The sequence below is a fragment of the Ensifer sp. Root127 genome (assembly GCF_001425225.1).
Lineage (GTDB): Bacteria > Pseudomonadota > Alphaproteobacteria > Rhizobiales > Rhizobiaceae > Ensifer > Ensifer canadensis.
The window spans coordinates 855,322-875,235 of sequence record NZ_LMDX01000001.1 but is presented as its reverse complement, the minus strand read 5'-3'; the positions used below and the strand labels follow the sequence as shown (position 1 = coordinate 875,235).

General features: G+C 60.9%; 21 protein-coding genes and 2 tRNA genes. 15 read left to right on the top strand and 8 right to left on the bottom strand.

Features of this window, described 5'->3' with window-relative positions; genetic code table 11:
* Positions 1-372 precede the first annotated feature (372 nt).
* From ASD03_RS04160 to pncB, 3 genes are all read left to right on the top strand, one after another.
* Positions 373-1,554 (top strand): polysaccharide biosynthesis/export family protein, encoded by a 1,182-nt coding sequence (locus ASD03_RS04160; RefSeq protein ID WP_025425868.1) that lies wholly within the window; start codon positions 373-375, stop codon positions 1,552-1,554.
* A gap of 182 nt (positions 1,555-1,736) precedes the next feature.
* Positions 1,737-2,336 carry a bifunctional nicotinamidase/pyrazinamidase gene (gene pncA / locus ASD03_RS04155; RefSeq protein ID WP_025425869.1) on the top strand — a complete coding sequence of 200 codons (600 nt, stop codon included), beginning with the start codon at positions 1,737-1,739 and terminating at the stop codon, positions 2,334-2,336.
* Positions 2,337-2,417: 81 nt separating this feature from the next.
* Entirely contained in the window at positions 2,418-3,722 is a 1,305-nt protein-coding gene (pncB, locus tag ASD03_RS04150; RefSeq protein WP_025425870.1) for a nicotinate phosphoribosyltransferase, read from the top strand.
* 689 nt (positions 3,723-4,411) lie between these two features.
* Here the strand turns inward: pncB and ASD03_RS04145 are convergent.
* Together ASD03_RS04145 and ASD03_RS04140 are read right to left on the bottom strand one after the other, a co-directional pair.
* Positions 4,412-4,621, bottom strand: coding sequence for a cold-shock protein (locus tag ASD03_RS04145; RefSeq protein ID WP_025425871.1), 210 nt, complete (start codon positions 4,619-4,621; stop codon positions 4,412-4,414).
* 282 nt (positions 4,622-4,903) lie between these two features.
* Positions 4,904-4,978: transfer RNA gene (locus ASD03_RS04140), tRNA-Thr, on the bottom strand.
* Between the two features lie 95 nt (positions 4,979-5,073).
* On the opposite strand from ASD03_RS04140, the gene ASD03_RS04135 reads away from it, so the two are divergent.
* The 10 genes from ASD03_RS04135 (at position 5,074) to ASD03_RS04090 (ending at position 11,430) form a co-directional block, all read left to right on the top strand.
* Positions 5,074-5,376, top strand: coding sequence for a hypothetical protein (locus ASD03_RS04135; protein WP_225906202.1), 303 nt, complete (start codon positions 5,074-5,076; stop codon positions 5,374-5,376).
* Positions 5,377-5,536: 160 nt separating this feature from the next.
* Positions 5,537-6,829 carry a UDP-N-acetylglucosamine 1-carboxyvinyltransferase gene (murA, locus tag ASD03_RS04130; protein ID WP_025425873.1) on the top strand — a complete coding sequence of 431 codons (1,293 nt, stop codon included), beginning with the start codon at positions 5,537-5,539 and terminating at the stop codon, positions 6,827-6,829.
* 106 nt (positions 6,830-6,935) lie between these two features.
* Entirely contained in the window at positions 6,936-7,376 is a 441-nt protein-coding gene (locus ASD03_RS04125) for a DUF2948 family protein (protein WP_025425874.1), read from the top strand.
* A gap of 37 nt (positions 7,377-7,413) precedes the next feature.
* Positions 7,414-8,718 carry a histidinol dehydrogenase gene (hisD, locus tag ASD03_RS04120; protein ID WP_025425875.1) on the top strand — a complete coding sequence of 435 codons (1,305 nt, stop codon included), beginning with the start codon at positions 7,414-7,416 and terminating at the stop codon, positions 8,716-8,718.
* Entirely contained in the window at positions 8,715-9,191 is a 477-nt protein-coding gene (locus tag ASD03_RS04115) for a UPF0262 family protein (RefSeq protein ID WP_025425876.1), read from the top strand. Before hisD ends, ASD03_RS04115 begins: the two co-directional genes overlap by 4 nt.
* Before the next feature lie 14 nt (positions 9,192-9,205).
* The gene (locus tag ASD03_RS04110) at positions 9,206-9,673 is read left to right on the top strand and encodes a low molecular weight phosphatase family protein (protein WP_025425877.1); all 468 of its coding nucleotides are present in this window, start codon (positions 9,206-9,208) and stop codon (positions 9,671-9,673) included.
* Positions 9,674-10,068: 395 nt separating this feature from the next.
* Complete coding sequence (infA, locus tag ASD03_RS04105; protein WP_004435948.1) at positions 10,069-10,287, top strand: translation initiation factor IF-1; 219 nt, start codon at positions 10,069-10,071, stop codon at positions 10,285-10,287.
* A gap of 50 nt (positions 10,288-10,337) precedes the next feature.
* Positions 10,338-10,958, top strand: a complete 621-nt coding sequence (locus ASD03_RS04100; protein WP_025425878.1) for a Maf-like protein — start codon at positions 10,338-10,340, stop codon at positions 10,956-10,958.
* Positions 10,959-10,963: 5 nt separating this feature from the next.
* Positions 10,964-11,173: a DNA gyrase inhibitor YacG gene (gene yacG, locus ASD03_RS04095; RefSeq protein ID WP_025425879.1), complete on the top strand. Its 210-nt coding sequence runs from the start codon at positions 10,964-10,966 to the stop codon at positions 11,171-11,173.
* A gap of 181 nt (positions 11,174-11,354) precedes the next feature.
* Positions 11,355-11,430, top strand: a tRNA-Phe gene (locus ASD03_RS04090).
* Between the two features lie 911 nt (positions 11,431-12,341).
* On the opposite strand, the gene ASD03_RS04085 is transcribed toward ASD03_RS04090, so the two are convergent.
* The 6 genes from ASD03_RS04085 to ASD03_RS04060 form a co-directional block, all read right to left on the bottom strand.
* Positions 12,342-12,728 (bottom strand): DUF930 domain-containing protein, encoded by a 387-nt coding sequence (locus ASD03_RS04085; RefSeq protein ID WP_025425881.1) that lies wholly within the window; start codon positions 12,726-12,728, stop codon positions 12,342-12,344.
* A 102-nt stretch (positions 12,729-12,830) separates the two neighbouring features.
* Positions 12,831-13,292 carry a YbaK/EbsC family protein gene (locus ASD03_RS04080; RefSeq protein ID WP_025425882.1) on the bottom strand — a complete coding sequence of 154 codons (462 nt, stop codon included), beginning with the start codon at positions 13,290-13,292 and terminating at the stop codon, positions 12,831-12,833.
* Positions 13,293-13,396: 104 nt separating this feature from the next.
* A complete protein-coding gene (locus tag ASD03_RS04075) occupies positions 13,397-13,585 on the bottom strand; it encodes a hypothetical protein (RefSeq protein WP_025425883.1) in 189 nt (62 codons plus the stop codon).
* 77 nt (positions 13,586-13,662) lie between these two features.
* Complete coding sequence (locus ASD03_RS04070; protein WP_025425884.1) at positions 13,663-13,917, bottom strand: GlsB/YeaQ/YmgE family stress response membrane protein; 255 nt, start codon at positions 13,915-13,917, stop codon at positions 13,663-13,665.
* Between the two features lie 287 nt (positions 13,918-14,204).
* Complete coding sequence (gene rhaI, locus ASD03_RS04065; protein ID WP_025425885.1) at positions 14,205-15,500, bottom strand: L-rhamnose catabolism isomerase; 1,296 nt, start codon at positions 15,498-15,500, stop codon at positions 14,205-14,207.
* A gap of 13 nt (positions 15,501-15,513) precedes the next feature.
* Positions 15,514-17,613: a bifunctional rhamnulose-1-phosphate aldolase/short-chain dehydrogenase gene (locus tag ASD03_RS04060; RefSeq protein ID WP_025425886.1), complete on the bottom strand. Its 2,100-nt coding sequence runs from the start codon at positions 17,611-17,613 to the stop codon at positions 15,514-15,516.
* A gap of 203 nt (positions 17,614-17,816) precedes the next feature.
* Here ASD03_RS04060 and ASD03_RS04055 point away from each other — a divergent pair, with 203 nt between their 5' ends.
* Positions 17,817-18,629 (top strand): DeoR/GlpR family DNA-binding transcription regulator, encoded by an 813-nt coding sequence (locus ASD03_RS04055; RefSeq protein ID WP_025425887.1) that lies wholly within the window; start codon positions 17,817-17,819, stop codon positions 18,627-18,629.
* 126 nt (positions 18,630-18,755) lie between these two features.
* Positions 18,756-19,745, top strand: coding sequence for a rhamnose ABC transporter substrate-binding protein (rhaS, locus tag ASD03_RS04050; protein ID WP_025425888.1), 990 nt, complete (start codon positions 18,756-18,758; stop codon positions 19,743-19,745).
* Positions 19,746-19,914 lie beyond the last annotated feature (169 nt).

Sequence of the window (19,914 nt, the reverse complement as noted above, 5' to 3'; positions counted from 1 at the left end):
TGCATCTGCGATTGCGCTTCCAAGCGGAAAACGCAACTGCCAATCATTCCGCCCCAGGGTTATCCCCACGTATATTCGTTCCGCCTCATTAGTCAGCTTTTAACTTAAAGTACCTAGCTTTCAAGTCCAATGGCCTAACATATACATGCCCAGAACCTTCATCCAAGACAAATCGGGCCGCAAACCCGTCAAGGTGTAGGAGGTATGACCGGAAAGGCGCAGGGCCAATTATTTTGCTCGTCTTCGTCTGCAAGTGACTTGTTGTGAGACGGCTATTGTGCTTTTCAGAGACCGGCGGATTCCCGACCGGGAGATCATGCGGTGCAGAACTATGAACAGAATCATGGCTGTGCCGAATTCGGAGTGTCTTAGTTGAAACGTGTAGCTGCCCTTCTGCTTTCTACCGCGCTTGCGGGATGTCAGGCTGTTCCGGGCGAGGGGCCGCTGGCCGGGGCCATTGTTGCGGATGCCGGCCAATCCGGCGCCGAAATCGGTCGAAAGAACGCCACCGTATTTGATATCGTCGATGTGACCGGTCAGTCCGCACGCCTTGTTTCCGACTACGTGTCGTCGACGCTCAACCGCCGGTTCGGTATCGGCGGCGGTGTGGGCCGGGTCGTCATCGGTGTTGGCGACGCTCTGAAAGTATCGATCTTCGAGGCCGGCAGCGACGGTCTGTTCTCGACGCAGGACTCCAAACAGACAAGCATCGACCTCGTCGTCCAGCCGGACGGCAAGGCAGCCATCCCCTATGTCGGCTCGGTCCGATTTGCCGGCCTGACGCTGGAACAGGCGCGCCAGGAAATCCTGGAAGCGCTGAAGCAGAAGGCGGTCGAGCCTGATGTCATCGTCACGAGCATGAGCACCGCCTCGCGCAACGTCACCGTTTCGGGCGCTGTCGGCAAGTCCGCAGTCGTCCCGCTCAGCCTCGTCGACGAGACGATCAACGAGGTCATCGCCAAGGCGGGCGGCCCCGTGGCGCAGCCCTACGAGACCTATGTCACGCTGGTGCGCGGCAAGAAGACCGGCACGGTTCTCCTGAAGTCGATCATCGAGAACCCGTCTGAAAACATCCATGTGAAGCCGGGAGACCAGATCTTCGTTGCGCGCGATCCGCGCCGCTTCACTATCCTTGGCGCCGTCAAGGCCAACCAGCGCGTCGAGTTCGGCGCCAACGACCTCAACCTGCTGGAAGCCATGGGACTTGCCGGCGGCGGTTCCGACTATGCGCTCGACATGAAGGGCTACTTCATCTTCCGCTACGAAGAGCCGGATGTCGTCATGAGCCTTCTCGGCCAGCAGCGCTTCAACGAGATGTTGCGCAAGGGCATGCAGACGGACAGCCAGGGGCGCTATCCGATCGTCTACCGCTTCGACATGAGCAAGCCGGACAGCCTGATCGTCGGCCAGACCTTCCCGATCAAGAATCGCGACGTGATCTATGCCTCGCGTCATCCGTCGGTGGACTTCTCGAAGTTCCTGAACTTCGTGGCGCAGCCGGTCGGCATTGCCAATTCCGGCTTCTCCATCGCCGACAACCTCAACGGCAACTGATCCAATTCAGGCTGCAGTTCTTGAGAGGGCGCCGACCGTGGTCAGCGCCCTTTTTCTATGTGCGTCAAGGATCGTGCCGTGGGGTGTCGAAGCAGGTTGCCGTCGCTCAAATTCTGTGATTGATCTTGGACTTAAATCGATTTTGGTGATCGATAGGGATTGGTCCGCTCAAGGGGAAAGCGATGGCTGGTGAGGCGTTGATCGTCGTCGACGTGCAAAACGATTTTTGCCCGGGCGGAGCGCTTGCCGTTTCCGGCGGCGATGAGATCGTGCCTGCGGTCAACGATCTGATCGGGAGGTTCGAGCATGTGGTGCTGACGCAGGATTGGCATCCGGTCGGCCATTCGAGCTTCGCATCCGTCCATTCGGGAAAAGCGCCGTTCGAGACGGTAACGATGTCCTATGGCGAGCAAACGCTTTGGCCGGACCATTGTGTTCAGGGCAGTACCGGCGCCGACTTTCACCCATCGCTGAAATGGACACGCGCCGAACTGGTGATCCGCAAGGGCTTTCGCACCGGCATCGACAGCTATTCCGCCTTCTTCGAGAATGATCGCCGCACGCCGACCGGGCTGACTGGCTACCTCAGGGATCGCGGTATCGGCAGCGTTACCTTGTGCGGCCTGGCGACCGATTTCTGCGTCGCCTTTTCCGCGCTCGACGCCGTGGCCCAGGGGTTTTCAACCTCCGTCGTGCTTGATGCCTCCAGGGGTATCGATCTCAACGGTTCGCTCTCCGCCATGATCACGCGCATGCGGCAAGCCGGCGTGCGTATGCTTTAGCCATGCAGCAATTCAAAGTGCTACAGCGACCTTTGCGCGTCTCATAAGACGCGCTGCGCTGTAAGAGGAGCAATTCCTAAGATGACCAAGACCGATATCGCCAGGCGCGTCTACAATCATGCCTGGAAGCTCGACCCGATCGTGCGCAGCCTGCTCGACACGGATTTCTACAAGCTTTTGATGCTGCAGATGATCTGGCAGCTCTATCCGGATGTAGACGCGACCTTCTCGCTGATCAACCGGACCAAGACCGTGCGCCTGGCCGACGAGATCGACGAAAATGAACTGCGCGAGCAACTCGATCATGCGCGCGAGTTGCGGTTCTCCAAGAAGGAGATGATCTGGCTTGCCGGTAACTCGTTCTACGGTCGCAAGCAGATTTTCTCGCCGGAGTTCCTCGCCTGGCTCGCAAAATTCCGCCTGCCGGATTACGAGCTGTCGCGACGCGACGGCCAGTTCGAGCTGACCTTCCGTGGGCGCTGGGCCGAGACCACCATGTGGGAGATCCCGGCGCTGGCGATCATCAACGAGCTGCGCTCGCGCTCGGCCATGAAAGGGCTCGGCCCCTTCACGCTCGATGTGCTCTATGCCCGTGCCAAGGCGAAGATGTGGTCGAAGGTCGAGCGCCTCAGGCAGTATCCCAACCTGCGGATTTCGGATTTCGGCACGCGAAGGCGCCACAGCTTCCTGTGGCAGCGCTGGTGCGTCGAGGCATTGAAGGAAGGCATCGGTGCATCCTTCTCCGGCTCCAGCAACGTGCTTCTGGCGATGGATACGGACCTGGAGGCGCTCGGCACCAACGCGCATGAATTGCCGATGGTGGCAGCTGCACTTGCCCGCACCGATGCCGAACTCGCCGCCGCACCCTATAAGGTGCTGCAGGACTGGAATCAGCTCTACGGCGGCAATCTCTTGATCGTGCTTCCCGATGCCTTCGGCACGGCCGCGTTCCTGCGCGATGCGCCGGCATGGGTGGCGGACTGGACCGGCTTTCGTCCGGACAGCGCCCCGCCGATCGAAGGCGGCGAGAAAATTCTCGCCTGGTGGAAGAAGATGGGGCGCGACCCGCGTGAAAAACTGCTCATCTTCTCCGATGGTCTCGATGTCGAAACGATCATCGAAACCTACAGGCATTTCGAGGGACGCGTGCGCATGAGCTTTGGTTGGGGAACGAACCTCACCAATGACTTTGCCGATTGCGCGCCGACGGAGATCAAGGGCCTCAATCCGATATCGATCGTCTGCAAGGTCAGCGACGCTGATGGCCGGCCGGCGGTCAAGCTGTCGGACAACCCCCGCAAGGCGACCGGCGACGCGGCCGAGGTGCAGCGCTATCTGAAGTTCTTCGGGAGCGAGGATTTCGTCGAGCAGGCCGTCAAGGTCTGACGGCGGTCGTTTGGACAAAAAGAAACCGGCGCGAGCCGGTTTCAAAAGGGGATTTAAGCGTTGCGATTGTCCATCATCGCGATGTCAAATCTAGGGACAGAATCTTAAGGTTGCGTTAAGGCGCATCTTTCGATGTCTGCAACTACAAATTAAATCTTCCGCTTGAGCGTTTCGATCGAGCGATCTCCTCAGGTTTCCTGAGCGACCCATCAGAACACGAACATGTAAAGCAGAACGATGACGATCAGGGGTACGCCCATGAGCCAGAGAACGATGCCTTTCATTTCAAGACCTCCACGTCGTTGCCGTTGAATTGGTAACGCAGGCTGGCGGGAAACGTTCCCTGTCTCAAGCAGGTCACGCAAGAGTGCCCAGCGGTTGGCGATAACCGCTGAGAGGCAACTGGACTTTAAATTGCGACGAGCTGATCTTGGAGATCGCGCCCGCATTTTGGGATTGAAGCGTTGCCGCGCGGAATATCAAACAGGGTCGTCTGACGACGCCGTAACATCGAGAAATCGCTTCATAATTCCACCTCGATGCGTCGCCGGTTTGAGGTGGAATTATCCAGTCGCCGGTGACAACAGGGCAATAAAAAAGGCCGGGCGAACCCGACCTTCCCATTCGCTGCACTGCCGCTGCCCGCAAATCTGCGTCCGGCGACGACGCGCGAAAATGACTTGGCCTAATTACTTGGCCTGCAGGTTGTCTGCAGAAGACTTGCCGGTCTTGCGGTCGCGCGTCAGCTCGTAGCTGATCTGCTGACCTTCGTTGAGGCCGGAAAGGCCTGCGCGCTGAACGGCCGAAATGTGAACGAACACGTCCGGGCTGCCGTCGTCAGGCTGGATGAAGCCGAAACCCTTGGTGCTGTTGAACCACTTTACTGTGCCTGTAGCCATGACGATTCCCTTTCAATCGCTCGTAATAGACATTTCCGGAAAAAACCTCCGGATCAGGATAACCGATTTTGAAGAGGGAAGTCCGTCTCTCACGCGCTTAGGGCGCCGACACAAAGTTCGTCAGCAATATCGATTTCCGCCAAATAGGAGCTGAATGTGACGATTGCAAGGCTTTGTTCGCCCATGTCTGGACGGGTTGAGCGGCTATGCACATGTGCGTGTTCATCGCGGTGCAACGGTGGCGAATAGCGCCATGGTTTTGAGGCAAAATAGAAGGAAAACTGGTGCTGCTAGAGAGATTTGAACTCTCGGCCTCTCCCTTACCAAGGGAGTGCTCTACCCCTGAGCTATAGCAGCATCTCGCGGCCGGTTCGTTGACAAGCCGCATCAAGCGAGGCGCCTATTGCCATAGCTGGACGGGGAGCGCAAGCCGCATTTCGAAGTTTTCGCTGTTGTTCCGTGAGAAAATCGGTTTCGGCTTCCGAAGCCCCTGCTTTTGCGCTAAAGCATCGCCCATGCAAACAGACGACAAGAAAAGCGCCAAGGGCGAGGTTTCGCCGCAGGAGCAGCAGGCGACTGCGCCGACGCGCAAGAAGAAAGATACGACCGAGTCGGATCTGAGAAAGGCGCGCCTTGCCAAGACCCTTCGCGACAATCTCCAGCGCCGTAAACAGCAGATGCGCGCGCGCCGTTCCGGCGCCCCCGACGAAGCGATTGGTCTGCCTGCCGCAAAAACGGACGAATCCGAAGATTAGTACGACGAGGGAGGGGCTGCCGTTCGGCATTCCCCCACGCATGCAGGCGTCTGCCTTGCGTTCAAGGCACTTCTAATTTCGCGGCGTCTCCACTAAAGAGGCGCCTTCAGACACACTTCATTTTTTTGGAAAGGCGGGCCAAGCCCGTTCGAGAGGCCTCATGGATCGCATCAGGATTGTAGGCGGGAATGAACTTCACGGGGTCATCCCGATCTCCGGCGCGAAGAATGCGGCCCTGCCGCTGATGATCGCATCGCTTTTGACCGATGACACGCTGACGCTGGAAAACGTTCCGCATCTGGCCGACGTCGAGCAGCTGATCCGCATCCTCGGCAACCATGGCGTCGATATCTCGGTCAACGGCCGGCGCGAGCGCCAGGGCGAAAGCTACGCCCGCACGATCCATTTCACCTGCCGCAACATCGTCGACACCACCGCGCCTTATGAGCTGGTGTCGAAGATGCGCGCAAGCTTCTGGGTCATTGGCCCGCTGCTCGCACGCGAAGGCAAGGCCCGCGTGTCGCTGCCGGGCGGTTGCGCCATCGGCACGCGCCCGGTCGATCTGTTCATCGAGGGTCTTCAGGCGCTGAGCGCCAACATCGAGATCGACAGCGGCTACGTTAACGCGACGGCGCCGGCAGGTGGCCTGATCGGTGCCCGCTACACCTTCCCGAAGGTTTCCGTCGGTGCCACCCACGTGCTGATGATGGCGGCGACGCTCGCCAACGGCACCACCGTGCTCGGCAACGCCGCGCGCGAGCCCGAAGTCGTCGACCTAGCCAATTGCCTGAACGCCATGGGCGCCAAGATCACCGGCCAGGGCACGGCGACGATCACCATCGAGGGCGTGCGCTCGCTGTCCGGCGCGCGTCACCGCGTGCTGCCCGACCGTATCGAGACCGGCACCTACGCCATGGCCGTTGCCATGACCGGCGGCGACGTCATCCTCGAAGACACGGATATGGCGCTGCTTGACACCGCACTCGAGGCGATCCGCCGGGCCGGCGCTGAAATCACGCCGACCAACAGCGGCATCCGCGTCGTGCGCAATGGCGCCGGCATCAAGCCGGTCGATATCGTCACCGATCCGTTCCCCGGATTCCCGACCGACCTGCAGGCGCAGTTCATGGGTCTGATGACCAAGTCGAACGGCGTTTCGCACATCACCGAGACGATCTTCGAAAACCGTTTCATGCACGTGCAGGAACTGGCGCGCCTCGGCGCCAAGATCTCGCTGTCGGGCCAGACGGCCAAGATCGAGGGCGTCAGCCGGCTGAAGGGCGCCCCCGTGATGGCGACCGACCTGCGCGCCTCGGTGTCGCTGGTCATCGCCGGTCTTGCGGCGGAAGGCGAAACCATGGTGTCGCGCGTCTACCATCTCGACCGCGGTTTCGAGCGGCTGGAAGAAAAGCTCACCCGTTGCGGCGCTCACGTCGAGCGTGTCAGCGACTGATTTTAGCCGTCGCGCCTGATGCCGTTGCGGTTTCAGGCGCGACGTCCTATGTCCATTTCAATTGTGGCACGCAAAATGTGCGACGAAAGCGAAAGGAATGGATCGCATGGATGGTCTGAAGCTGCTGGCGCTCGATGAAGAGGACCTGGCCGTCGTCTCCGCCCACGTCCAGGATGCCGTGTTCAAGGTTTCCGGACTGGAATACGACGCACGCCGCAAGCAGTTTTCGCTCATCGTCAACCGGTTCGTCTGGGAGATGGCCGACGGCAAGCGGCGTTCGTTCGAGCGCCGGCGCGCCGTGCTCCTGTTCAAGCGGGTGAGCGCCGTGCGCTCGCTTGGCTTCGACCGCCGCAACGGCGAGGCCGTGCTCGATCTGCTGGCGGTGACGTTCACGGTCGCCGGCGAGGGGCCGGAAGGCGCCGTCGAACTGGTGCTTGCCGGCGAAGCTTCGATCGCCCTTGATGTGGAATGCATCGAGGTGCAGCTTGCGGATACCGGCGGAGCATGGGAAACCGCTTTCAAGCCCCGGCATCCCGAAGGCGTTTGAAACCCGCGACACAGGCATACCACAAGGACATTTTGCGTTGGCAATCAGGCTGAACTATCTCGACGGTAACTTCGAACAGCAGTTCGCGGCATTCCTGACCACCAAGCGCGAAGTTTCCGAGGACGTCAACGCCGCGGTCAAGGCGATCATCGACGATGTTCGCCTGCGCGGCGACGAGGCGGTGGCGGAATATTCCGCCCGCTTCGACGGCATCGACTTTGCAACGACCCCGATGGCCGTCAGCGCCGAGGAAATCGATGCGGCGATCCAGGCCGTTGAGCCGGAAGTGCTGGGCGCGCTCAAGGTTGCCGCCGTCCGCATCGAGGCGCACCACGCCCGCCAGCGGCCGAAGGACGATATCTACGAGGATACGATGGGCGTCGGCCTCGGCTCGCGCTGGACGGCGGTCGACGCCGTCGGGCTTTACGTGCCTGGCGGCACGGCGAGCTACCCAAGCTCGGTGCTGATGAACGCGCTGCCGGCCAAGGTCGCCGGCGTCGAGCGCATCGTCATGGTCGTGCCGGCAAACGGCGGCAAGATCAACCCGGCGGTGCTGGCAGCTGCGCGTCTGGCCGGTGTCGAGGAAATCTACCGTATTGGCGGCGCGCAGGCGATCGCCGCCCTTGCTTATGGCACCGCGACCGTCGCGCCGGTGGCAAAGGTCGTCGGCCCGGGCAATGCCTATGTCGCCGCCGCCAAGCGCCAGGTTTTCGGCACCGTCGGCATCGACATGATTGCTGGCCCGTCCGAGGTGCTCGTCATCGCCGACCGCGAAAACAATCCGGACTGGATCGCCGCCGACCTCCTGGCGCAGGCCGAGCACGATGTCGGCGCCCAGTCGATCCTGATCACGGATGACGCGGCCTTCGGCGAGGCGGTCGAAGCGGCGGTCGAACGTCAGCTGAAAACCCTGCCGCGCGCAGAGACCGCATCGGCGAGCTGGCGCGATTTCGGCGCGATCATCCTGGTGCCGGACCTCGAAAAGGCCATACCGCTTGCAAACCGCATTGCCGCCGAGCATCTGGAGCTGGCGCTTGCCGATCCCGAGCCGATGGTCGCCAAGATCCGCAATGCCGGCGCCATCTTTGTCGGACGCCACACGCCCGAAGTCATCGGTGACTATGTCGGTGGCTCGAACCACGTACTGCCGACGGCGCGCTCGGCGCGGTTCTCCTCCGGTCTCGGCGTTCTCGACTACATGAAGCGCACGTCGATCCTGCGCCTCGACGCGGAGCAGCTTCGCATCCTCGGCCCTGCAGCAATCGCGCTGGCGCGGTCGGAAGGCCTTGAGGCTCATGCGCGCTCCGTCGCCATTCGCCTCAATCTCGGGGATGCGGGATGAAGGCAGACCGCAACCAGCGCCTCTGCGACGTCGTATTGGACGAGACGATCGGCCGTTCGACGCCCGACGTGGAGCATGAGCGCGCGGTTGCGATCTTCGACCTTCTCGAAGAAAACCTGTTCGAACCGGTCGGCCACCCGGGCGGCCCCTACAAGCTCAACCTTTCTCTCATGGACGCCAAGCTGGTCTTTGCGATCTCCACCGAGAAAGGATCTGACGTCGCCACCCATATTCTCTCGCTGACGCCGTTTCGCCGGATCGTGAAGGACTACTTCATGATCTGCGAGAGCTATTACGAAGCGATCCGCTCGGCGACGCCGAGTCAGATCGAAGCGATCGACATGGGTCGCCGCGGCATCCACAACGAGGGCTCGCAGACGCTGATGGACCGCCTGTCGGGCAAGATCCGGCTAGATTTCGACACCGCCCGCCGCCTGTTCACGCTCGTCTGCGTGCTCTACTGGCGCGGATGACGGCGGAGACCGGGATGACGGCAACCGCGACGCCTCAACCGACAAGGCCCCGTTCCGTTCTCTTCATGTGCGGCATGAACGCAATCCGCTCGCCGATGGCCGAGGCACTCGCCAAGGCCGCCCTGCCGGCGGGAACCTATGTCACCTCCGCCGGCGTGCGCCACGGTGAGCGCGATCCCTTCGTCGATGTCGTGCTCGACGAGATCGGCCTGTCGATCGGGCGGCATCAGCCGCGCACCCTGGACGAGCTCGAGGACGACTATTTCGACCTCATCGTCACGCTGGCGCCCGAGGCCCATCACATGGCGCTGGAATTGACTCGCTCCATGGCCGTCGACGTGGTCTATTGGCCGACACCTGACCCGACGGTTGCCACCGGCACGCGCGAACAGATTGTCGATGCCTATCGCGCCGTTCGCGATCACCTTGCCACTCTGATTAATCGCCGTCTGGTAGTAGCGCCCGCGGGCGAAAAAGCTTAATACCAACCTGCGCTGATATTGACCTATTGCGTGCGACCGTATGCGGTCCTCCGGCAAGGAGCATATCTGAGAGCGATGCCTGGGCATCGGTCGAGGATTGCGACGCTGCCGGCGGCCGACAGACGGCCCACCCGAAGGGCCGGGCGCTTTTGGTCTCCGACAGCGTCGACAATCCTCACCGGACTGCTCGGGTCCGGTTGCGGTTTTCTCCTTGCCGGAAACCAAAATCGCTCCGGCGCAATCGATCAATATCAGCGCAGGTTGGTATAAGGCAGTACAAAAGCTGAAAAGCCGGCGCAAAGCGGTTCACAAATCCTCGTCGATTGTGTAGTTTCCGGCGAATTTTTCGGGATGCGTGTCGTATCCCCGAACAAACACAGAAAGAACAGTCCTACATGGCGAAAGAAGAAGTCCTCGAATTCCCGGGCGTGGTCACGGAATTGCTTCCCAATGCGACCTTCCGCGTGAAGCTCGAAAATGAACATGAAATTATTGCCCACACCGCAGGCCGCATGCGCAAGAACCGTATCCGCGTTCTGGCCGGCGACAAGGTGCTCGTCGAAATGACGCCCTATGACCTGACCAAGGGTCGCATCACCTACCGCTTCAAGTAAACCGCCCGACAGGTGGCTTCATCATATTTCTGGGGTGACGGCGCGTTCCGATGACAACGGCTCAAAAACTGATACTGGCGTCCGGTTCGCCGCGTCGCGTCGAGCTTTTGGCCCAGGCAGGTATCGAGCCTGCGCGCCTGATGCCGATGGATCTCGACGAAACGCCGAAGCGCTCCGAGCATCCGCGCTCGCTGGCGCGTCGTCTCTCGGCTGAAAAGGCCAAGGCGGCGCTGGCTGCAATCAAGGGTGAAGCCGGTTGGGATGGCAGCTATATTCTGGCGGCCGACACCGTCGTCTGCGTCGGTCGGCGCATCCTGCCGAAGCCGGAACTCGTCAGCGAAGCCTCGAGCGCCCTGCATCTTTTGTCGGGCCGCAGCCACCGCGTCTATACCGGTGTTTGCCTGATCACACCCGACAAGACGTTGCGCCAGAAGGTGGTCGACACCAAGGTCCGCTTCAAGCGCCTTTCCGGTTTTGACATCGAGAGCTATCTTGCCTCCGGCCAATGGCGCGGCAAGGCAGGCGCCTATGGCATCCAGGGCATTGCCGGCAGCTTTGTGGTCAAGCTCGTCGGCTCCTACAGCAACGTCGTCGGCCTGCCGCTCTACGAGACGGTCGGCCTGCTGGTCGGTGAAGGCTACGACGTTCACAATCGCTGGCTGGAAGGCTGAAGGCAGTGACTGACGAAGACAAGAAAAGCGGCTCGAACGTAGCACCTCTGCGCGCCCCGCGTCCTTGCCCCGAATGCGGCCGCCCATCGCACCGCGAGCACTATCCCTTCTGCTCGGACCGCTGCCGCAATGTCGACCTCAACCGCTGGCTCTCGGGCTCCTACGCCATTCCCGTCGCAGACGACGAGGCGAAAGCGGACGACGACGATCGCTGACCGCGATCTGCCTGAATATCCACGGTTTTTTGGCTTTTTCCACTAACTTTGAAATTCCTGCCAAAAAACTTTCATTTGGTGCTGGACACCGCCGAACAAGATGTTATAACCCCGCTCGCTTCCGGGGCACAGACAACGCCCCGAGGGCTCCGAGAGGAGCCGCTGCCCGCAACGGCAGGATGCCCGGATAGCTCAGTTGGTAGAGCAGCGGATTGAAAATCCGCGTGTCGGTGGTTCAAATCCGCCTCCGGGCACCATTCATAATTGCATGGTTTCCTTTGATTTTTAGCCTCTTGATTTAGTCGGTCGCTTGCCGCGTCTAGGCAGGTCTTTTCAGCGTTCTGGAAGTTTCCGTTCTTCCTTCTGCTCACTTCCTTTTTGAAGTCAGCAATGGTGCGTGTCGCAGATGGTAGCCACGTCGAACCTCGCCGCCTCCTCCAACCGAATGTGGCGGGTCTCTAGGGCACGGTCACACTGGCAAGAGCATATCGGGGCAGGGGTGGCTGCTTCCCCTTGCCGATGCAAAGCCGGAGCCGAAGAAGCCGTAATCTTAGCGCTGACGCCCTTACAAGGGCTAGGGCGCGGTCTGTGACTGCGCTCTGATGCAAGCTGCTTCCGATACCCTGCCGCCACCTTATTCAGCCAAGCGGCGATTTTTTCACCTGGCTCTGTCGCCGCCATCCCGCCATGCGGCTGGTATTCCGCATGGGCCCGAAGGGCGCCGCGCCACCTATCCACCCAACACCGCAGACAATGAGATTAACCAATTGTTAACCATGTCGGCGCAACCTGAAACACTGTTGGCAGATTGTGCACCGATCTGGTGGGATCGTGTCAGTCAGGCGTTTCGAGCTTGGAATATACCGGGCATGCCGCGCCCCAAAAGCAGACGAATTCGTTCATTCCTGAGGGAGTAGAGGCAAGGGTGTACGAAATGGCAGATCACATGATGAAGATGCTGATGAGCATCATGGCAGCGCTGTCGCTTGGCTCGCTGCTGTTTCTGATGGCCGTTCTCTAAAGCGCGTCGCGATTTCCAGGATCCGCTTGTCGCGCTTCAAGCTCTTGTTCTTTCGCATGTCATCGCGAAAGCGCTGCACATTTTTGCGCGACATTTCTGGTGACGGCGAAAAGCTCGGGCGTTTGCGCGCACCCGCGGTCCGGTCTGTCAGGGATAGAGGTAGAACTCGTCCCAGTTCTCGCGCGGCACGAGATCGCCGATCTTATATTCGAAGGACAGGATGCCCAGGTGCTCCGCGTCGGTGCGGCACTTGAATTTTAGCTTGTACCATTCCCCCTTGCTGCGGAAAACCGCGCCCGGCGCCTTCATCTTGTCTTCCTTCATGACCGGTTCGGCGAAGGTGTAGGCGATCACCTTGTCGGGCTTGAAGGTCGTCTTGTCGGCGTTGATGCGCTCCATCGCCTCGGTGTCGCAGCGCTGTTCCAGGCGGGTCTGCGGGTCAAGCTTTTCGAACTGGCGCACCAGGGACTGATCCATCGCCAGCGCCGGGGAAAATGTGGCGGCGAAGATGAGCGGGTACGCGACTATCTTCATGCTCGACGGACTCCTGATTCTGGAAAGGGCCGCGCCCGGCAAATCACTGCCGGAGTGCGCCTGCGGTTTCAGTTAAGCTTTGTGGCCATTCCAAGGCACGGATTACGTTTCCGAAACGTCGATCCATTCGGCGCCGGTCAATTCGACGATACGCTGCGGATTGATGTGAACGGCGGCATTGGTGGCGCCAGCGGCAGGAACGACGATGTCGTAGGCTTTCAGCGACAGGTCGCAATAGATGCTGTGGGGCTTGGCAAGGCCGAACGGGCAGACGCCGCCGACTGGATGACCGGTCTCCGCCTCGACCTCGTCGAAGCCGAGCATGCGGGCCTTGGTGCCGAAGCGGGCTTTGTATTTCTTGTTGTCGAGCCGCGCGTCACCGCGCGTGACGATGAGGATCACGTCGTCGCCGACGCGGAGCGCCAATGTCTTGGCGATCTGTGCCGGTTCGACGCCATGGCCCTCGGCGGCAAGTGCCACTGTTGCCGTGCTCTGCTCGAGTTCGATGACGTCGATGTCGGGGGCGTGCTGCGAGAAGAACTGTTTGACGGATGTAAGGCTCATGGTGGGTCTTCAGGCTCTGGAAATGGCTTCATGAAAAAAAGTCGAGCGGACGAACGCTTGGAGAGGCGTCGAGCGCCAAGGGTGCTGCCGCCGGCAGGAATGCCTCAATCGTCGTTGGAGGCGTCAAGGTCTTCCGGGCGTCTGCCTTCCTGCTGCGGCGGCAGGTAGCCATGGGTCGTGAACCAGTTTTCGAGGATCGCCGCGATCGCCTGCTCGCGTGTGAGCTTGCCGGGATGGTCGGCCATGAACGCCTTCAGCGCCGTTTCGATATTGTCGGAGTTCGGCTCGCTCATGGTGATTTCCTTCCGTTGGACTGGCACGGCCCGCCGGGTCGGCGAGCCATGCGGTATGGTCGCGTGGCGGTGGTTCGTCACGCCTGTTTGACGATGCGGATCAGCACCAGCAGGATCACTGCGCCGATCGTCGCGTGCAGGATCGCCGAAAGCACGCCCGATCCAAGGCTGATACCGATGGCGGGAAAGAGGAAGCCGGCGATGAAGGCGCCGATGATGCCCACGACCATGTTGCCGATCAGGCCGAAGCCGAACCCCTTGACGATCAAGCCGGCAAGCCAGCCGGCGATCGCTCCGACAATCAGGAATACGAGAATGCTTTCGATACCCATGAATGGTTCCCTTTCCGTTGGACCTAGAAGGGAAAGATAGACCAGGATTTCAAATCAGATAGGGGGCAATTTCATCGCGCGATGATTTTTAGCAGGAATGCGAAGCATTTGTGCGGGACAATCCGGCGCCGTCCGTCAAACAGGGCGCACAAAAGGCCGCGGTCACGCTCGCTTTATGATCCGCCTACGAGATCGGAGCCGATCCGCGAGACGATATCAATCGTGCGTGAAAATGCCGGGCAGCAATCGCTGCCCGGCATTTAGATTGTGGGATGGGGGAGTGGATCTCAGACGATGCCGCCGCCACCGCCGGCAACGGCCGGCCGCTCGCCGGCCACCTTGGCGCGATAGCCGCTCGCCCGATAGGTCGCAACCGGCGCAATCGCCCCGCCGCTTTCGAAGCGCGCCATCGCCAGGATCGGCTCGACGTCGGTGCGAAACGCGGTCTTCAGCGTTTCCGCCGCCATCAGTGCATCATTGTCCTGCTGGAAGCTGTCGAGCGCTGTGCGGTCGACGATGAGGGCCTGTGCATAGGCGCGGCAGACCTCCATCGCGCTCGTCATCAGGCTTTCGATCGGATCGGTGACATTGTGGCTCTGGTCGAGCATATGGGCCGGATCGAAGCCTTTGGCACCCCGCGTCTCGGCATCGACGAGTTCATTGAAGACGAGGAACAGGCGATAGGGGTCGATCGAGCCGGTATCGAGGTCGTCGTCGCCATATTTCGAATCGTTGAAGTGGAAACCACCGAGTTTCCTGAACTGGATCAGCCGGGCGACGATCATCTCGATGTTGACGTTCGGCGCGTGGTGGCCAAGGTCGACCAGGCAGAAGGCCTTGGGTCCAAGTTCCTGGGCGATCAGGTAGTTGGTGCCCCAGTCCTGCACCACGGTCGAATAGAAGGCCGGCTCGAACATCTTGTGTTCGGTGAAGACGCGCCAGTCCTCGGGCAGTGCGGCATAGACCGCTTTCATCGCATCGAGATAACGCTCGAACGATCTGGTGAAGTTGCTCTGGCCGGGAAAGTTGGAGCCGTCTCCGACCCAGACCGTCAGTGCCTTCGAGCCGAGCTGTCGGCCGATGTCGATGCATTCGAGATTGTGCTCGACCGCTTGGGCGCGCGTGGCCGCGTCGCTGTGCGACAACGATCCGAACTTGTAGGAATGTGCCTGTCCGGGCGCATCCGAGAAGGTGTTCGAGTTCATCGCGTCGAAGCCGAGGCCGAGGGCGGCACCTTTCTGCTTCAGTTCCTGGAGATCGCTGACCTTGTCCCACGGGATGTGCAGCGAGACGTTGGGCGTTGCCCGTGTCAGCTGCTGGATGACGGCGCAATCCTCCAGCTTGTCGAAGATATTGCGCGGCTCGCCCTTGCCGGGGAAGCGGGCAAAGCGGGTGCCGCCGGTGCCGACCCCCCAGGAGGGGACTGCGACGCCATAGGCCGCAACCTTGCGCTTGATGGCGTCGACGTCGATGCCGCGGCGCGCCAGCCTTTCGCCAAGGCTTTCATAGTCCTGGCGAAGTGCCGCCTCGCGGCGCTCGTTCTCTGCGTCAAGGATGGTCTTGCCGATCATGGTGGTGCTCATCAAAATCTCCGGATCAGCGGGTGAACGACTGGGCATTGCCCGCGTCGACATTGACGATGTTGCCGGTCGATTTCGCCGACATGTCCGAGGCGAGGAAGTAGATCGCCTCGGCGATATCCTCCGGGAAGACGCTGAGCTTCAGCATCGAGCGTTCGCGGTAGTGCGCCTCGAGGTCGTCGACATCCATCTTGTAGGCGGCGGCGCGCTGCTCTTTCCACTCGCCGGTCCAGATTTTCGAGCCGCGCAGCACGGCGTCCGGGTTGACGACGTTGACGCGGATCTGGGCGGACGCGCCCTCGAGCGCCAGGCAACGGGCGAGGTGGATCTCGGCTGCCTTTGCGGTGCAGTAGGCCGATGCGCCGGGCGACGCGGCAAGACCATTTTTGGAAGCAACGAAGACGACGTTGCCGCCGGCCTTCTGGTTGCGGAAGACCCGGAAGGCCTCGCGCGAGACGAGGAAGTAGCCCGTCGCAAGGATGTCCATGTTCTTGTTCCAGAGCGCCAGCGTCGTATCCTCGACCGCGGCGGAGGAGGCAAGGCCGGCATTCGACACCAGGATGTCGAGACCGCCGAAGGCTAAAAGCGTATCGCCGAAGCCACCTTCTACCGCCGCCTCGCTGGTCACGTTCATGCTGAGCGAACGCACGAAATCCTTGCCGTGGCGGGCCGCAAGCTCGCTTTCGGCGCTAGCAAGCGCCGTTTCGTCGATATCGGCGATGACGACGCAGGCACCTTCCTGCATCAGCCGGTGTGCCGTTGCCTTGCCGATGCCGCCGGCGCCGCCAGTCACCAGCGCGATGCGTCCCGCAAGGCTTTTTGGCTTCGGCATGCGCTGAAGCTTGGCTTCCTCGAGCAGCCAGTATTCGATGTCGAAGGCTTCCTGTTCCGGCAGGCCGACATAGGTCGAGACGCCGGATGCGCCGCGCATGACATTGATGGCGTTGACGTAGAATTCGCCGGAGATGCGCGCCGTCGCCTTGTCCTTGGCAAAGGTGATCATGCCGACGCCGGGCACCAAGTAGACGACCGCGTTCGGATCGCGCATGGCGGGGCTGTCTGCATGTTTGCAGCGCTCGTAGTAGGCGGCGTAATCGGCGCGATAGGCAGCGATTGCGTCGGCAAGCCCGGCAAGGGTCTTTTCGATGTCTGCAGCGGCAGGATCGAAATCGACGACAAGCGGGCAGATCTTGGTTCTGAGGAAATGATCCGGGCAGCTGGTGCCGAGCGCTGCCAGCGGCTTGAGATCCTTGGCGGTCACGAAGTCGAGCACCGCCTGGCTGTCGTCGAAATGTCCGACCTTGCGCTCGTCGGCGCTGATCAGGCCGCGGATGACCGGCATCAACCGTTTGGCAATCGCCACCCGGTCGCTCGCATCGAGCGTCGGCTTGGCCACGCCGCCGAAGGCCGGCCTGGTGTTTTCCGTCTCGAACCAGGCGATCGCCTTGTTGATGATTTCGACGGTGGTCTCGTAAGCTTCTCTGGCCGTGTCGCCCCAGGTGAAGAGGCCATGGCTTTCAAGCACGACGCCGCGGGCGGACGGATTCTCCAGGCAGAACTTTTCCAGCCAGAGGCCGAGTTCGTAGCCCGGGCGCTTCCAGGGCAGCCAGCCGATGTCGTTGCCGAAGATTTTTGCCGTCAATTCCCTGCTGTTTTTGGAGGCCGCTATCGCGATGATCGCATCGGGATGCATGTGATCGACGTGCTTTTTCGGAACATAGGCGTGCAGCGGCGTGTCGATCGAGGCGGCGCGCGGGTTGAGGTTGAACGTGCAATGCGGAAGATAGCCGACCATCTCGTCTTCGAAGGCGACGCCGCGATAGATGCCTTTCAGGGCATTCAGCTTGTCCATGCAAAGCGTGGCGAAGCCGTCCATCTTGATCGTGCCGACGTCGCCGCCAGAGCCCTTGACCCAGAGGACTTCGACCGTGCCGCCGCCGAGCGGGTCCTTCTCCATCACCTTGGCCGAGGTATTGCCGCCGCCGTAGTTGGTGATGCGCTTGTCGGAGCCGAGCAGGTTCGAACGATAGAGAAGACGTTCGGCCTCGCTCATGCCGGCCGCCTTCGTCTCATCCCATAGATTGGCAAGCCGCGCGCCCTGTTGCTTGTCGAGCATCTCGAAAATCCTCCCGGTCCGTTGCCACGCGGCTTGGCGGCCGCGTGGAGATGTGGTTGGCATCAGATCACATGGCCCGAGAGTCATTGTCAATCAAAAACGATCAAATTCGCGCATGTCGCACTGCACAATGAAAAAATATGATTGATTGTGATTGACAATGTTTGGTCGTGATGGAAGCATGCAAATTATCGGAGGAGCGAATGCACGAGAAAGAAAGACATCGGATCATTCTGTCGGCGGTTCAGGAAAAGCCCGTGGTCACGGTGCCGGAACTGGTCGATCTGACCGACAGTTCCGAGGCGACGATCCGGCGCGATATCGCGGCGCTCCACGTGCAGAAGCGGTTGCGGCGCGTGCGCGGCGGGGCGGAAGCGATCAATCCGCCGCAGTTCGTCGGGCTGGCCGGGCGACCCTTCAAGGTCAATGAAAGCCTGCATGCGCGGGAGAAGCAGGCGATCGCCAAGGAGGCGGTGGCGCTGTGCGAAGATGGCGAGCCGATCATCATCAATGGCGGCACGACGACCTTCCAGATGGTGCACTTTCTCACCAATCGCCGGATGCAGGTCTTCACCAACTCGTTTCCGATCGCCGAGCATCTGCTCAAGCACTCGAAAAACACGGTGATGCTGTCGGGCGGCACGATCTACCGCGAGCAGAACATCATCCTCAGTCCGTTCGACAATGACGTGACGCGCAATTTCTATGCGCGCCGCATGTTCATGGGCGCCCAGGGGCTTGGTCCGCTCGGTCTGATGGAGGCGGATCCGCTGCTGATCCAGGCCGAGCAGAAACTGATCGATCAGGCCGACGAGCTCGTCGTGCTCGTCGACTCGTCGAAATTTCACAAGCGCTCCAGCCTCATCCTGTGCGGATTGAAGCGGATCGCCACTGTGATCACGGATTCGGGCATCGAGGACAGGCATGCTGCGATGCTCGAAAATGCCGGCGTGCGATTGGTGATCGCCAACGCCAGGTCCGGCGCTGACGCGGAGAATGCATCCTCGACCGCTTGAGACGGCCGAGGGGAGGGGAAGGATCGGCACCGGTCGGAAAAGACCGGGCCGGTTGCGAATTCGAGAAGGTTAGTACCGGACGATGCGGTCATCCCGATCGCGTTCCGGTCCATGGGAGGAGTGGAAATGAAGATCCTGAAATCATTGATGGTCACGGCCGCCGTGTCGTTGGCGCTGATGGCCAATGCCGCACATGCGGAAAACAAGAAGATCGCCCTGGTCGTCAAGGCGCTCGGCATCGGCTTCTTCGAGGCTGCCAACAAGGGCGCGCAGGAAGCCGCAAAGGAACTGGGCGACGTCGAGGTGATCTACACCGGTCCAACGACGACGACCGCTGAAGGCCAGATCGAGGTGATCAACTCGCTGATCGCCCAGAAGGTCGATGCCATCGCTGTTTCCGCCAACGACACCGATGCTCTCGTTCCGGCGCTGAAGAAGGCGATGGATCGTGGCATCAAGGTGATCTCCTGGGATTCCGGGGTCGCCAAGGACGGCCGCCAGATGCACCTCAACCCGTCGTCAAATCCATTGATCGGCAACATGATCATCAAGCTCGCCGCCGACAACCTGCCGGATGGCGGCGATGTCGCCGTGCTCTCGGCTTCGGCGACAGCCACGAACCAGAACACCTGGATCGAGGAAATGAAGAAGGTTCAGGGCAACTACAAGGGCATCAATGTCGTCGCGACCGTCTACGGCGATGACCTTGCCGACAAGTCTTACCGCGAAACGCAAGGGCTCATTCAGTCCTATCCCAACCTGAAGGCGATCATCGCGCCGACCTCGGTCGGTATCGTTGCTGCGGCACAGGCCGTCACCGATGCCGGCAAGATCGGCCAGATCAATGTCACGGGCCTCGGCCTTCCCTCGGAGATGGCCGGTCACGTGAAGTCGGGCGCATCCAAGTCCTTCGCGATCTGGAACCCGATCGATCTCGGCTATTCCGCAACGATGATCGCCTATGATCTCGTCAACGGTGCCGAAGCCAAGCCCGGCGCGGAATTGAAGATGGGCCGCATGGGCGCTGTGAAGCTCGACGACAACAACGAAGGCGCCATGGCCGACCCGTTCGTCTACGACGCCTCGAACGTCGAAGAGTTCGCAAAGATCTTCTGATCGGCGAGGGGCGGTTACCTCTCACCCGGCCTGCCGGCCACCTTCTCCCCGTTTGACGGGGAGAAGGGAAACATGCGGCGATGCTCCGCTCCTAATGGGCGTCGGCGTAAGCGGCGACACGCCAACGGGTCCCCTCTCCCCGCGAGCGAGGAGAGGGTTAGGGTGAGGG

What these genes read in the sequence shown, in the direction of transcription:
- rhaS (WP_025425888.1), top strand. Translation starts at nt 18,756, where the DNA reads ATGAAGATCCTGAAATCATTGATGGTCACGGCCGCCGTGTCGTTGGCG.
- murA (WP_025425873.1), top strand. Translation starts at nt 5,537, where the DNA reads ATGGATCGCATCAGGATTGTAGGCGGGAATGAACTTCACGGGGTCATC.
- ASD03_RS04060 (WP_025425886.1), bottom strand. Translation starts at nt 17,613, where the DNA reads ATGCTCGACAAGCAACAGGGCGCGCGGCTTGCCAATCTATGGGATGAG.
- rhaI (WP_025425885.1), bottom strand. Translation starts at nt 15,500, where the DNA reads ATGAGCACCACCATGATCGGCAAGACCATCCTTGACGCAGAGAACGAG.
- infA (WP_004435948.1), top strand. Translation starts at nt 10,069, where the DNA reads ATGGCGAAAGAAGAAGTCCTCGAATTCCCGGGCGTGGTCACGGAATTG.
- ASD03_RS04080 (WP_025425882.1), bottom strand. Translation starts at nt 13,292, where the DNA reads ATGAGCCTTACATCCGTCAAACAGTTCTTCTCGCAGCACGCCCCCGAC.
- pncA (WP_025425869.1), top strand. Translation starts at nt 1,737, where the DNA reads ATGGCTGGTGAGGCGTTGATCGTCGTCGACGTGCAAAACGATTTTTGC.
- ASD03_RS04100 (WP_025425878.1), top strand. Translation starts at nt 10,338, where the DNA reads ATGACAACGGCTCAAAAACTGATACTGGCGTCCGGTTCGCCGCGTCGC.
- ASD03_RS04075 (WP_025425883.1), bottom strand. Translation starts at nt 13,585, where the DNA reads ATGAGCGAGCCGAACTCCGACAATATCGAAACGGCGCTGAAGGCGTTC.
- pncB (WP_025425870.1), top strand. Translation starts at nt 2,418, where the DNA reads ATGACCAAGACCGATATCGCCAGGCGCGTCTACAATCATGCCTGGAAG.
- ASD03_RS04055 (WP_025425887.1), top strand. Translation starts at nt 17,817, where the DNA reads ATGCACGAGAAAGAAAGACATCGGATCATTCTGTCGGCGGTTCAGGAA.
- ASD03_RS04085 (WP_025425881.1), bottom strand. Translation starts at nt 12,728, where the DNA reads ATGAAGATAGTCGCGTACCCGCTCATCTTCGCCGCCACATTTTCCCCG.
- ASD03_RS04115 (WP_025425876.1), top strand. Translation starts at nt 8,715, where the DNA reads ATGAAGGCAGACCGCAACCAGCGCCTCTGCGACGTCGTATTGGACGAG.
- ASD03_RS04110 (WP_025425877.1), top strand. Translation starts at nt 9,206, where the DNA reads ATGACGGCAACCGCGACGCCTCAACCGACAAGGCCCCGTTCCGTTCTC.
- ASD03_RS04145 (WP_025425871.1), bottom strand. Translation starts at nt 4,621, where the DNA reads ATGGCTACAGGCACAGTAAAGTGGTTCAACAGCACCAAGGGTTTCGGC.
- ASD03_RS04070 (WP_025425884.1), bottom strand. Translation starts at nt 13,917, where the DNA reads ATGGGTATCGAAAGCATTCTCGTATTCCTGATTGTCGGAGCGATCGCC.
- ASD03_RS04125 (WP_025425874.1), top strand. Translation starts at nt 6,936, where the DNA reads ATGGATGGTCTGAAGCTGCTGGCGCTCGATGAAGAGGACCTGGCCGTC.